The sequence below is a fragment of the Flavobacterium flabelliforme genome (genome assembly GCF_017948675.1).
Lineage (GTDB): Bacteria > Bacteroidota > Bacteroidia > Flavobacteriales > Flavobacteriaceae > Flavobacterium > Flavobacterium pygoscelis.
Map to the genome: position 1 here is coordinate 217,698 of NZ_JAGFBU010000003.1, position 13,788 is coordinate 231,485.

General features: G+C 32.7%; 12 protein-coding genes. 5 read left to right on the plus strand and 7 right to left on the minus strand.

Annotated elements, in window-relative coordinates; translation table 11 throughout:
* Window positions 1-693: 693 nt before the first annotated feature.
* The 4 genes from J3S90_RS09660 to mobA all read right to left on the minus strand — a co-directional run bounded on the left by J3S90_RS09660 (window position 694) and on the right by mobA (window position 5,563).
* Complete coding sequence (locus J3S90_RS09660; protein WP_210646029.1) at window positions 694-885, minus strand: hypothetical protein; 192 nt, start codon at window positions 883-885, stop codon at window positions 694-696.
* 810 nt (window positions 886-1,695) lie between these two features.
* Window positions 1,696-3,696 carry a conjugal transfer protein MobC gene (mobC, locus tag J3S90_RS09665; protein WP_210646030.1) on the minus strand — a complete coding sequence of 667 codons (2,001 nt, stop codon included), beginning with the start codon at window positions 3,694-3,696 and terminating at the stop codon, window positions 1,696-1,698.
* 116 nt (window positions 3,697-3,812) lie between these two features.
* Window positions 3,813-5,117: a conjugal transfer protein MobB gene (mobB, locus tag J3S90_RS09670; RefSeq protein ID WP_210646031.1), complete on the minus strand. Its 1,305-nt coding sequence runs from the start codon at window positions 5,115-5,117 to the stop codon at window positions 3,813-3,815.
* Window positions 5,114-5,563: a conjugal transfer protein MobA gene (gene mobA, locus J3S90_RS09675; protein ID WP_210646032.1), complete on the minus strand. Its 450-nt coding sequence runs from the start codon at window positions 5,561-5,563 to the stop codon at window positions 5,114-5,116. Before mobA ends, mobB begins: the two co-directional genes overlap by 4 nt.
* Before the next feature lie 723 nt (window positions 5,564-6,286).
* Between mobA and J3S90_RS09680 the strand changes: the two genes are divergently transcribed.
* The 3 genes from J3S90_RS09680 to J3S90_RS09690 are packed head-to-tail and all read left to right on the plus strand — an operon-like array spanning window position 6,287 to window position 8,124.
* Window positions 6,287-7,054, plus strand: a complete 768-nt coding sequence (locus tag J3S90_RS09680; protein WP_210646033.1) for a ParA family protein — start codon at window positions 6,287-6,289, stop codon at window positions 7,052-7,054.
* Between the two features lie 4 nt (window positions 7,055-7,058).
* Complete coding sequence (locus J3S90_RS09685; RefSeq protein ID WP_210646034.1) at window positions 7,059-7,484, plus strand: DUF3408 domain-containing protein; 426 nt, start codon at window positions 7,059-7,061, stop codon at window positions 7,482-7,484.
* A complete protein-coding gene (locus J3S90_RS09690) occupies window positions 7,459-8,124 on the plus strand; it encodes a conjugal transfer protein TraD (RefSeq protein WP_449536179.1) in 666 nt (221 codons plus the stop codon). The genes J3S90_RS09685 and J3S90_RS09690 overlap by 26 nt, the downstream gene beginning before the upstream one ends.
* 16 nt (window positions 8,125-8,140) lie before the next feature.
* On the opposite strand, the gene J3S90_RS09695 is transcribed toward J3S90_RS09690, so the two are convergent.
* From J3S90_RS09695 to J3S90_RS09705, 3 genes are read right to left on the minus strand one after another with little or no spacing between them, the layout of a single operon-like run.
* On the minus strand, window positions 8,141-8,941 hold the full coding sequence (locus tag J3S90_RS09695) for a TIGR02391 family protein (protein WP_210646035.1): 801 nt from the start codon (window positions 8,939-8,941) through the stop codon (window positions 8,141-8,143).
* A 5-nt stretch (window positions 8,942-8,946) separates the two neighbouring features.
* Window positions 8,947-9,987, minus strand: coding sequence for a nucleoid-associated protein (locus J3S90_RS09700; protein WP_210646036.1), 1,041 nt, complete (start codon window positions 9,985-9,987; stop codon window positions 8,947-8,949).
* The gene (locus J3S90_RS09705) at window positions 9,987-12,668 is read right to left on the minus strand and encodes a hypothetical protein (protein WP_210646037.1); all 2,682 of its coding nucleotides are present in this window, start codon (window positions 12,666-12,668) and stop codon (window positions 9,987-9,989) included. The genes J3S90_RS09700 and J3S90_RS09705 overlap by 1 nt, the downstream gene beginning before the upstream one ends.
* Window positions 12,669-13,151: 483 nt before the next feature.
* On the opposite strand from J3S90_RS09705, the gene J3S90_RS09710 reads away from it, so the two are divergent.
* Together J3S90_RS09710 and J3S90_RS09715 are read left to right on the plus strand one after the other, a co-directional pair.
* Window positions 13,152-13,454, plus strand: a complete 303-nt coding sequence (locus J3S90_RS09710; protein ID WP_210646038.1) for a DUF4134 domain-containing protein — start codon at window positions 13,152-13,154, stop codon at window positions 13,452-13,454.
* A 10-nt stretch (window positions 13,455-13,464) separates the two neighbouring features.
* The gene (locus tag J3S90_RS09715) at window positions 13,465-13,788 is read left to right on the plus strand and encodes a DUF4133 domain-containing protein (RefSeq protein ID WP_210646039.1); all 324 of its coding nucleotides are present in this window, start codon (window positions 13,465-13,467) and stop codon (window positions 13,786-13,788) included.

The following is a 13,788-nucleotide window of genomic DNA, read 5'->3' on the forward strand; positions in this document are numbered from 1 at the left end:
GTTATGCGGAGTAAATGGGATTAGTTTACGGTTTTCCACATCTTGATATAATTTAATAGCTACTTGGACTTCGTTTATTCATTTGTTTTGTGGTTATTTGGTTTACTTTGGTTGGTAAAATGTAAATAAACACTTAATATTTTAAAATAACAATACCCACTTTTAGTGATATTAGTCTATTTAAAATGATTCAAGAGAGTAATTGAGTTTCTGTAATTTAATCAGTTCATGCTTTGGATCTTATAGCATTGGTAGTTGCGCAAAATAACTGTTATGCTTTCTCTTTTTTCTCCAAAAGGAGTATGAATAATTACGAAAATTGCTTGTGTAATCGTTTTTATGTTACAATATAAATTGTAATATTTTATATAAATCAAAACCTCAAAAATTTTTATTTCAGTTGATTTTATAAAGTCAAAAATTTGAGTTCGCCAATTTTTAAAATAATTTCTTGAAAAATATCTTACTCGACTAATTCTTCGATAATTAGATCTACTCTAGTTGTTGGTTGAATAAAGAAAATGAATTTTCATTTTCTTAACCGTGGCGCATAATCAACTACAGAACTTCTAGGGTTGAAATAATCTTTGTTTCCATTGGCTGTGTTAATGAAATCTGCCATACAAATTTCTTATTTAGGAAAAACAATTATCAAGACTATTTTTCTGCAATTTTAATTTAAATGTTTGTTTATCAAAATGAGATATGTTTTTGGTTTATAGGTATTTCATTGATGATTTTATTTATGATGTTGTAGTTGTGATTTTCAAAAATAGCCGCAGCGTTTTGTAATTCAAGAATGTAAAAGCATTGTTGAGCAGGAGTGATTTTGTTGTTTTCTAAGAAATCTGCAATTGGGTCGGTTTTAAATCTTAATGCTCCCATACGACTTTCGTCTTACACAAACACTAGAAAAACAATATCATAGAGTGTTTTTGGTTTTTCATTTTTTTCTTTAGACAGTTACACTTCTCTACTTTTTAATAAAGTGCGTCCTCAAGTATCAGGTATGCTTTCTTGAAAGATACCAAAGTTTTCTTTTTGGCCCGGGTACTGTGAGTTACTTTATAATTGAATGTCGGGCTGTAAAATATTTTTTGTTCGTTTTTAGCCAATTTTTATTGTATTCAAAACTGAATGCCTTTTTTCCTTTGGCTTGTTTAGTTCTTTCAATACCTCTTAGTTTAGGTTTCTGCATTTGTTACCAATACGCATAAACGTAGATATCGGTTTAGGCTGGAGACATGTATTTTTATTCAGAATATTTCAATAAGTCAAGATCTTGGAGTTTGCTTCCCAGTTAGCCATCTGCAGCTAGTTTTAAAAAATCATCTTGAATTGCTAAAACTCGAAGTACATTGAAGTAAGCACCAATTGCTACACTAGAAGTTCCTTTTTTTATTTGGTATAAAGTATTTCTAACGATAAAGGCTCTTCCAGCGCTTTGTATCGCTGTTAGTATTCTCGCCCATTCTGCCCATTCTGCCCAAGACGAGTTGGTATTTCGGGAAAAAGATTTATTTTCTAGTGCTCATTTTTATAAACGTTCGTTATTATGAACAAAAACAACCAATTTGTACATAATAACAAACATTTTTGCTTTTGTTTCTTGAATGGTTTTATATACATAGAATGCTTAGATACCCTATTTGAAGATTATATATAAGTCTGCTAGATAGTCGATATTCTTTTCAATTAACCCTCCTGAACCAAATGCTGTAAATCAGGATCATTCTTAATTCGATCCAATTCACTTTCGATAATCAAAACAATATCCCGTTTTATCTGTTTGTAATTAGCCTCAATTTCGGCTTTCATTTGATCTTCACCTTTTTCATCAACGAAAGATAAGATAACGGGTATCTTCTTATAAGCCTTAGTTTCTGAAGCTACTTTTTCATTATCGACTACAATTTCAGAATGGAAAATTTTCTGTTCAATACGTTCATCAAAGTTATCTGAAACAGCTCCGACAAACATTCCTTGTGTAAGTGTGGAGATTTTTGAAGCTGGTATCAAGCTATCTAATTGTGTAGAAATGGATGTTGATTTATCGTTTCTGTTTATAGTAAGACTCTGGCGTTTCTGCAATATCTTCCCAAAGCGTTCCGATAAGCTTTTCGCAGTATCTCCTACAACCTGACCGCTAAAGATATTACCCACCGTATTTTGGATAACCTTACTTTCCTTATCGCCATAATCTCTTGTCAATTGAGAATAGTCCTGAAACCCCAAACACACGGCTACTTTATTACTTCTAGCCGTTGCGATCAAGTTATCTAATCCTCTAAAGTAGATCGTTGGCAACTCATCGATTATAACAGAGCTTTTTAATTTTCCTTTCTTATTGATTAGTTTTATAATTCTCGAATTATACAAACCTAAAGCAGCTGAATAAATATTTTGTCTGTCGGGATTGTTTCCAACGCAAAGTATTTTAGGTTCATCTGGATTATTGATATCCAGCGAAAAATCATCTCCAGTCATCACCCAATATAGTTGAGGTGAAATCATTCGTGACAAAGGAATTTTTGCGGAAGCGATTTGACCTTGCAACTGATCTTGTGCGCCACCTTGCCAAGCATCCATAAAGGGAGATAAATAGTTTTCTAGATCAGGGTAGGAAGTAAGTATGGTAAATACATCAACATATTTCTTGTTGAGTAATTCAATGGCATGTGGGAACGTACAGTACTTTCCGTTGTCATAAATTTTTAGATACCAGATTATAGCGGCAAGTAATATAATAGGAGATTCGACAAAGAAATCTCCTTGTTTTTGTATCCAACTACGGTTAAGATTTAGCATAATGGTATAGGCAGATTCATAAGCATCTGAGATGTCAGTCATGAAATCCGGATTGATAGGATTACAGCGATGGCTTCTACTAGGATCATCAAAGTTGATGATATAGAACTTTGGTTTAACGATATAATTATCGCTATGCTTTAGTAAATGATTATAAGCAATAGTGGAAAGATCATCGAATTTAAAATCATAGATATACATCGAAAATCCTTTTTCAATATGCTGCTTGATATAGTTATTTATAATGGCATAACTTTTACCTGATCCAGGTGTTCCCAAAACTATGGAAGCTCTAAAAGGATTTACGACGTTAATCCATCCTTTATTCCATTTGCCTTTATAATAAAATTGGGTAGGCAGATTAACCGAATATTCATTTTGCATCAATTTGGTTTCCTGCATGAAACTTTCATTTTCGTTATTAAAGACATCGTTCATGAGATTGGTACGAAGCAAACGGCTAATCCAAACTCCAGCCATCATTAACAAAATGTAACCTGCTGAAGTGGTCACGATATATAATGAAGTAGCTAGGCTTGCGGATAACTTTAATAATGGTGTATTGAAAAAAAAAAGAATAAAACCAATAATTAAGACAACGGATATTTTAGACCAACTAATTTTTTCGTTTTTTACTCCTTTTGTTCCCAAACAGCTTAAAGCTAATAATACAAGTGCAAAAATCTTGGTGTATAAGGTGTGAGAGAACAGGCTTGCCGTACGCTGAAAATTACCTAGTATCTTGTTAATGATCTGCAGTGTCCAGCCCTTTTCTAAAAAAAAGCTATAACAAAACCAGTAAAAGTGCATTAGCATCAAAAGGATACTTACTGCTCGCATGAAAGCCATTATTTTGGCTAGTCCTCTTAAATCGTCTTCTCCTTGCATGTTTAAACTAGTTAAAATTTCAGCAAGTGAATTTAATAGTTAGCAGAAATCCATTAATCGAAGTGACTTCAAATGGCTTTTAGTGGCGCTATTTGTCTGTAGAATAACTTATGAATCTATTTCTTGCTTCGATAATTTCTTTGTTTCGCCTTTTTCTTCATTTGATTAGCAAATGCTTGCTCTTCATAATCTTCACCTTGAGATTCGGCCAATAAACTAGCAAGGCTTTCTGTAAGTCCAAAACTAGTACTAGGGTGGGCTGACTGATTTCTATCAACAAAATCAAAAAGTGAATGTGGTTTTTCTGTTTCTATTTTGGTTTCCTTTTTAGATTCGGACGATGAACTTTTTATAGTTTCCTGAGGTTTTTGAGATGTTGTTTCTTTCCAACAGTCGTTAAAAATAGTAGCAGATAAATTTTTGCCCAATTGTGAGCCATTCCAAACGGTACGTGATTCATGGTCGATAAAAGTCATTCCGTAAATGCGTCCTTGCTCATTTCTTCGAACAACCGTATTTACGCCTTGCTCTAGTAGCTGTTTCTTAAAATCGGTTTCGTTATAAGAAGTATGAATGGCAACTTCGATCGTTTTTTTTAGGATCTCTTTTGTAGGTTCAGTTTTCATTTTTTCTTTTGATTTTTCGAAATGGTTTTGCAAACTGTCCATTCCAGCCTGTTTTCCAAATAATGATGCCTTAAATGGATTAGTTGCTTTTTGTCCCATTTCATTCAATGCAAAATAGACAAGCCCTTGCTTTGGTATCCCATTTAGCTCTCCTTTTACTTCTTCAGCTGATATTTTAAAAAGAGAAAGTAGCGCGTTATATGCCCCTAAACTTTGATACTGATAATACTTTGGTAGATGCCTAACTACTGATGCTATTTGGCTCGTTATATTAGCTTCTCTGTAGTCAACTGGTTTGAAAATTGCTTCTTTTGGATTTCGATTTTTTGCAGTTGCAGGTTGTAGTTGGAATTGCTGTTCGAATGAACGACAAGCCTCCATTGAACGTAATTTTTCGTAGGAATCAGGTAGTTTTTTACCGTAACGATCTACACAGGTCGAAACGATATGGATGTGCGTTCGCTCTATATCAGTATGTTTAAATACTACATAGGGCTGGTCTCCATAGCCCATAAGTTTCATATACTCTTCTGCAATCTTTTTAAAGTCTTCATCGCTTACAATGTCTTTTGGATTGGGATTGAGAGAGATATGTAAAACTGGTTTTTCTGTTCGTTTATTCGCAAATAGGTAAGGTTCAAATGAACTATATAATTGATTTACGGTAAACTGTCCATTGACTGTTTCTCTTATTCTATGGGTGGCTAGTATTGTTCCATTTTCTTGATCAACTTTCAAATGGTTATACGAAAGCGCGCCAATTATATTTGCTCCACGACCTATTTTTGCTATCATATTTCTTCTTTTTTAATCAAATGTTTCCCTTCAAATTCTTCTGTCAATTGTATAATAGCACGACATAATTGAGCTAATTCTATTGTTTGTTTTTCTAATTTAAAGAGATAAGCGGCTGCTTTTTTTTCGGAAAAATTACGGTAGAGTATCTTTACAATCTGATTGTAATTAACGCCAACGGCACGAAACTGACCATATAAAGTGGTCAATCTCATGTAATAATCCATTGTTGCCATATCTACTTTTACCGTTTTTATTTGCTTTTCAAATAGTACCGAAGTAATAAAATGAGCTTTACTGTCTGCTCCTGAAGTTTCAAAAAGAGAAAGGAATTTAGCATTTTCCTGTTCCGTTAATCGAAAAACATAGCGATGGATGCTAGGATCCTTTTTGGGATTCCTACCGCTTTTGTTTCGTTTATTATCTTCTTGACCTTCCATTATCATTCCAATTTTAATTTTTAGAAAACCCCGACTTTGGAGGGAGTTTTTAGCCCCGCCGCAGGGGGCAAGTTGTTTTGAGGCACGGAATTCATTTCGAGTGCCTCAAAACACAACTTGCTCTGTTCTGGTGAACAGATAATCCGTCCGCCTGTCGGCGGAACAGGATTTAGTAAAGCAGGGAAAAAACGGCTTAAGGCCGTTCCAGTTCTTATCCAGATATTGATTTGATCCTTTCATTGATTCATTTGATTTGTATTAAAACAAAGTAAATAATAGAATTTTAGAATGTTGCAGTAGAAAGCATTGCCAAACAACGCCAGTAAAAGCCAATTAGTACCTTCTGTTAAAACATAGATGTATTAGATGCTTTATTTGTACTCATAAACAAACATAAATACATATTTAGGTAGGGGAGTAACAACATAATTACGCATGTAGTACTGTAGAAAAGTACTGTCATACAGCTATAATTAGCTATGGATTGAACTACCTAATTATAAGATTAAGTACAGACCTATTTAGGTTTTTAAGTAAATCTGCAGGTCAATATTTATCTATTTACCTATAGATTTAAAGGCACAGATCAATGTATAGATACTTTGTTAAGTACCTATTTGACTACATAAAACGATAGGTAGCGAGGAATATATATACTGTACTATGCAACTAAGTGGATATATACATCTACATGTAATTGAATATATAATAAATTAAAATAACTGTAATATGAATGCAAATCACAAAACAAAATTTATCGCCTTTTCTTCTCAAAAGGGCGGTGTAGGAAAAAGTACGTTTACGACATTGGTTGCAAGTACCATGCATTATCGATTGGGTTACAATGTTGCCGTATTTGATGCCGATTTTCCACAGCACAGTTTGATAAAAATGAAATCTCGGGACTTTTCCATGGTAATGGAAAATGAGCATTTGAAAAAACTAGCGTATAGACAGTTTACTACCATCAGCAAGAAAGCATATCCTATTATACAACACAAAGCAGAAAGCGTATTGGAAGCGGCAAAAGAATTTCTAAATACCTCTAATGTTGCGATAGATGTTATATTCTTTGATCTCCCTGGAACGGTAAACACTCCCGGTATTCTGAATGCTTTGGCAGGAATGCACCACATTTTTACACCTATTACGGCTGACCGTTTGGTAATGGAGAGTACGCTCATTTTTACACAACTTTTACAAGATGTAATTATGAAAAAAGGAGCAACTTCTATTGAAACTATTTATCTGTTTTGGAATCAAGTTGATGGTAGGGAAAGCACCCCTTTATATGAAGTTTACAACCAACTTATTGAAGACTTGGGATTAAGTTTAATGCAAAGCCAAATCAAGAACAGTACCCGTTTTCGAAAAGAAAGTGAAGAGAATAGCAAAACCGTATTTCGTTCTACTGTAATGCCTCCCGATGAACGTTTGATGAAAGCTTGTCAATTAGACCAATTTATGAACGAATTTTTTAAAATCATTCAATTGTAGCCTTATGGAGAAAGAAAATAAGAAAAAATCTACTCCCGAAATTAACGAGGAGTTGATGATGAACCTGATGGTGGAAGGTATAAAAAAAGAAGGTTTACAAGTTCCGATAGAAAAGGAAACTGAAAATAGAAATTATAATGAACCTGCCAAAGAGAAAAGCACGATTAAGGAAAAGAGTAGGGGCAAACGGGCAAGCGAAGGGGATTACGAAGGTATCTTTTTCAAAAGAATCGATACCAATGCTCGTGATGGGAAAACGGTCTATATCAGACCCGATTTTCACGAAAAACTTTCCCGCATTGTTCAGGTGATAGGCGAAGACAAGATCACTATTTATGCTTATTTGGATAATTTACTAGATTACCATTTTCAGGAATTTGGTGAGCAGATAACTAAGAGTTTTAATGATAAATACAAACCCATTTTATAATGAAGCTATGGAAACAGTAATCGTAATATGCTTGCTTATTGTTATTGTACTGCTGTTACAAGACATAATAGTCATTAAGAAATATCAGGAGCAAAAGCCAATACAGGATAAAAACAATTTAAAGCTACCTGATATTATGGGACAACCCAAGCCTCGAAGAAGTCTTTCAGTGCCAATGAGTACCAATGAAAGTCAAAAGCTAGAGCAGGAACATAAAACGGATAATTTTGAAATTGAAATCAACGAAGAAAAAGTCGAATTACAAATGCTACCAGAAGAGCTGGATGAAGTTTTGGGGAATGTACCTGATTTTGAGAATGAAGAGGAAGAATGGAATAGTTATGGAATATCCGATGGCGAAAATGGTTTTGCCCAAGGGGTTACCTTTGAAGAATTAAGCACTGTAAAAAAGTTGTTAAAAAAAGAGAAAATGAGACCCTCTCAAAAGGAAACAGCCGCAGCAATAGTTCAGAAAATACAAGGAACCGAATTATTCGACCTATTGGAAAATTCTATCGAAGATGCTTCTCAAAAAATAGCCAAGCTGCTAGACGGTACACTTTCTGCAGAGACGGATTCTGGTTCTTCTTTTTTGCATAAAAGTGATTTGGAAGGTTTTGATATTGGGGAGTTTGTTTGAAAATCCTTTGTCTATATTATATAACTTTATCAAGTCGTTTATGTATAAAAGAAACAGTGTTTAAAATATCCAAAGCTTCTTCTTCTGTAATTTCAAACTTAATTTTTGGCTCATGTGCCGTTGGATTTCTTATCAAACCAAATATTCCCTTAATTAGATTACACAACCCTATATGCTCACTTCTGTCTGTATCCGTTATTAAAAGATTGATTTTAATCAATGGGTTACTGGTAGAAAATGAAGTTTCAGCTAAAGCATTACCATCTGCGTATAGTCCAGTCATAGTTCTTAAACGATCTGCAATGCTTTTGGTTGCTTCAAAGACTGAATGAAAGTAATTTTCAACCAAAAGTTCAGCTTTACAATATTTAAATATAGCAGAATGAACATTTCTATTTTCTAACTTATGTTTTAAACGACTTGCACGCTGTTCTGATTCTGCAATTGTAGTAGCTTTTTCAACTATTCTGAATTTGCCTTCTTCCGTAAGCTCTATACCTATAAAATACAAACGTTTATTTACCTCCAGTCTACAGTTATGAAAAGCCTCTTCTTTTCCAATGTATCTAACGGGTTGCAATGCATCCTGAACAAATTTTAGTATATGATTTGAACATCGATTCTTATTTTGCCAATCAGCAAAAGCAGAATACAGGCGTTTCCATTTAGTGTTTTGAGAATCAATATCTGGAATATTAGAATTCACTAGGATTTGGCCTATTTCTGTACCACTTAAACCATCTGTAGTATCTCCAATAGATCTGCATAGTCCTTCTAATACATGTGGTTCAAACATTGGTCGTTTAGTACTAGCCATATTTTTTACTTTTCTTCTTCGTAATAAATTTTATAAAATTTTCTTCCAGTTTCATCTGTTCCATTTTCAATAAGCTTTTTATCCCCATGAATATAGATGTGGAAATTTTTATCCAATTTTAATACACTCTTAAAAACACGAGCTTGCTTCTTAACTGCTTTATCTGAGATTTCAAAGTTTTCAGAAGGAGCAATTTCATTATCTTTCCTAAAAGTTTTATCAAAATTTTGAAAGGATGCAATCAAACTATCATCTTCAAAGACTTTTTTCTCAAATTCTTGTTTGTCGAATTTCTCGTTATTTTTAAAGTAATCAACCGAACGATTTAGTAAATCTATTTTATCCGCTTTACTTACTTCAAATTCTTCAGAAAGATGTTTTGTAACAAAGTCTTTTGTAATAGATAGGAAATTTTTTGTAAAATGGTAATTATCCGCACTTGGTCGAATGCTCAGAAAATCATCTTTCCAATATTGTGTGTCGTTTGATTTATTAGAGTCAACGATACAAACTGTGTATCCACTTTCAACTTTTACATCGAATATAATACAACCTTTATCAAGTTTTCCAATATTTACACCATTTTCATATTTGATGGTGTAATTATCCTTTGTGGGATCAAATTTTAGAAACACGTCTTTTACTTCTGTTTTAAATAACCCAATTGCTGTAGTCTCTATACCATCCAAAAAAATATTTTCAAATAAACAAATTGTAAATTCTCCTGCATTAACTTTTGGATGAGTAGAACTTTCGTATAGATGTTTTGATATTTCAACAGTATTATCATAAAAGGAATCAGTGTTGGAAAATATCCTGCTAATTAATGTATAAACTGCATTTAATGACAGTTCAGTAGGATTACTGAAATTAAATTTTTCATTATCTTGAAAAGACGAAAGAAAATACTTTAATAAATATTTTTCTGTATCTCCCTCAACTATGTTTACTTCTCCTGATGAAACTTTTATTCTTTCGTCTCTCAATTTGTTTCCAACAAAATGAGTAACTATACTTTGTAATTTAACTCCTGTAAAATCGATCATTATTCTATAATATTGAATTGTTTAAGTTTTTCCAATTTTATTCTTTCAATTTCTTTTGAAAGTTCCCTCTTAAAAAGGTCTATGTTTGCTAGTTTTTTTACTTGTAATGACATGTATAAATTAGGTTCCGATTTGAATACTCCATCTTTTTCAGGTTTATTTTTTAGAGCGTCTGAGAAATTATATTTCACACTATAAAAGCCATTTTTTAAATTGTAATGGTCATATTTGTAAGTAATATAAATTTCCTCTAATAAAAGAACTTTCTTGAAATCATCTTCCGAAATCTCATTAATTCCCGACAAGTTTCTACCTGAAAAATAAGTAATCAAATCTTTATCTTTTTTATCTTTAAATGCTTCAGGTATATCTTCAACATCATCAAATTTGAATTTGATTGATTTAATTTCGGGCTCTTTAAATATTGTAGATGAAGTAATATTTGTAAAGCTTAGTAAAAAATTGACACGGTCAATATTGTCTTTAAAACTCTTGAACATAATTTTAATAGTTTCATCTTTAATAAAATCAGCTTGTTTAAATTCACTTTCAACACTTTTCATTACCCTTTTAGCGATAACCTTATCTTCACGAGACACCGTATTTACTCGATTTACTACCAGAGTATCATTTTCTTTTGTACAAATAATTTCAATTCTTCCCCATAAAGTATTTACTGATACTTGGCTGGTAGGATCTTTTCTTTCTGTACGCACATCAAGTATGTATTCATTAGGATTAGACGGGTTTGGTTTAAAAACTGGTGTATCTAGCAGTTTCGTGTTTAGATTCTCTGTTACATTATCAAAATTTGGACGTATTCGCTTAAATACACTTTCTAGACTTTCATTTTGTTTTATTTGAAATATCTCGTTAATTGTATTAACGGGTCTATCTTTTACATCTATAAGGGTCTTAAAATCTTCCAGCTCTTTAGGACTAAACAAAAGGACTGACATTAAACTAATCAGTTTACTTCGATCAGCACTTTTTACAAAAATCCCTTTTTTTGCAAGGAAAATTTTCATATCGTTGGCCGTGATTGCATCAGTTTTTAGAAAAGGCTTAATAATATCTCCGTATGGGAGTATGTTTACAAAGGCTTCGTTTAAGTGCTTTGATTTCAGTTGAGTTTGAGTCTTTAGCTCGTCAAAGTTTTCGTTTTTTACAAGAGAATTTGATGTTGCCAAAACTCCGTCCAATGCCTCAGCATCTATCCGGTCATATTTTTGTACCTGAATTTTATCTTCCAAAATTTCGTCATCAAAAGAGCGTATAACCTCGGCTACGATGTTCTTGTTTTCTATTTCATTATAATCTGAAAAATATAGAAGATACTCATTTCCCAAACCACTTGTAAGCCTAATTGTCAACCAAATGAGTTTTTTCAATGAATCCTCCGAAAAAGAGTCAGAGCAGAAAATAAGGATACTTATCTTGTTGCTACTTTCCTTAATTATTGGGAGTATTGAGCTATTAATGAATTGAGCAGGCAACTTTGTACCTCTTTTACCTATTTGCCCAGGGCTTTGATTAGCTTCAGTTATTGGATATAAAAACTTTACTGTAAGATCTTCGCGATAATTTTTAGCAGTTACAATGGAACTTATTAAAAATACAGCTTTATTATTATCTACAAGATAATAGTACATTTCTTCATTTAGCCAGTCTTTTCTATAGTTGTCTTTTGCATGATGAATAAAATCTTGATTTACCTCTGAATTTTCTGTTGTGAGCCAAAAAAGAATATTATGATATTCTGTTGAAGAATTTCTTTTAAGTCGTATTTTATTTTTTAATTGCAAATCATCAAAAATTTTTTCAGAGCTATAGTGGTAACGCTGAATTTCCTTTTTTGATGATAAAGGGTAGGTTAAATCATGAATTGATGTTACTAAAATGGCATCATCTGTGTTAGATTTTAGCTTACTTTCAAAATCTCCAAAAAAGTCGACTTTAAATTCATCCTCCTCTTCAGTTTTATCATTATAGATTTTTAAGGCAATGTTTTCATTGAAATTTGTCCATCCTATCAATTCTAAAATTTTCTCCACAATTCTAATGTTAAAAGGTTTACTTTCATTAGCAGCGGGACTCGCCAATACCGCAAACGGATTGGTTTCTATTTGTCTTTCAATAGCAGAAATCCAATCTAATAGTTGTTTGTCAAAATCTTCTCTAGTGACTTCTTTACCCGTAATTGAATTTGTTCCAAAGTGCATAGCAAGTGTCTTAACGAGAATTTCTCTAACTTTAGAAGACATCTTCGTCCTGCCGTGTTTTTCATAGTAAGCATCAATTTTTGTTGAAGCAATATCGATAAGATTATCAGTATTTAAGGATTGTACTTTTGATATTTTTACCTTTCCAATTGAATCACTTTTGAGGAGTTTTTCTTCTGGATGCCCAACAACAATCAATTCATACTCTTCAATATTTGGAGAGTTGGTAATTAATTCATTACTCCATTTTTTAGCATCAGTGAGCCTGATTATATTTTGAGAGGATTTTACTTGACAAACTTTCACTTTATCTGAATAAACCCACCTAATATCAACTTTTTCGGATTCATCCAATGGCTCTAAGGTTACTTCAGACCACTTATTGTCTGAATCCAATGCGTCTAAAATACAGATAATTGTTTGTATCAGATAACCTCTTATTCCTGCATTACCTCCCATATTTTAATTTTTGTATTATTTTTAATAAGGTTTAATTGTTTTTTTGACTCAATTTAGAAGCATATTAATAAAAAAGCTAATGTAATATATTTCTTTGTTTTAATTTCTGTTTTTAGCCAGACAATTACACTGATTACCAATTTAATAACACATTTGTACAGAAGTCTTTTGAGATTGTATGCATGTCAATAGTAGAAACTCCTATTTTATTACTTGTTCTATTTTCTTCATCAATATTTGAAATCGTTCTTCTCTAATTAGCAATTTTTCATCATGCTGTATTGCATATTGCGATTTACAATATAACATTTTTGATTACTCAAATTTAGTGTTTTTTATTATCACAAACTAAGTTGTCAAGTCTTCTTCTGCCAAACAACTCCACTTAACGACAACATATTAAACTGCAACTGTCTCCACATGATATTTGTTTAGTACTCCTGCAAAGTGCAGGAATAGAGAACAATTTAATTTATTAAAATCATGAAAAATCAAAGAAAAAAACTAGTGTTGGTAGCTTCTGTACTATCAACAATTGGTGCAGTAGCACAAGGAAACGGTACAGCGGGAATCACTGAGGCTACACAAATGGTAACCTCTTATTTTGATCCTGCGACAAAACTCATTTACGCTATTGGAGCAGTAGTAGGGCTCATTGGCGGGGTAAAGGTGTACAACAAGTTTAGTAGCGGTGATCCTGATACAAGTAAGACTGCAGCCAGTTGGTTTGGTGCTTGTATATTTCTTATCGTAGCGGCAACTGTTTTACGTTCTTTCTTCCTTTAATTATTGTCTTATGAATATTTACAATATAAATAAGGGAATAGGAAGAACAGTTGAGTTTAAAGGACTTAAAGCACAATACTTATTCCTATTTGCAGGTGGTCTACTCGGGATGCTTATCCTGATAATGATCTTGTACATGACTGGAGTCAATTCTTATCTGTGTCTGTTTATCGGAATTGGTGGGGGATCACTGCTAGTGTGGCAAATTTTTTCACTAAACAAAAAGTACGGCGAACATGGGTTGATGAAAGTGGGAGCCAATAAACGACATCCACGATACATCATTTGTCGAAAGCCAGTGCATCGTTATTTTAAGTTCAACTCCAAATTGTAA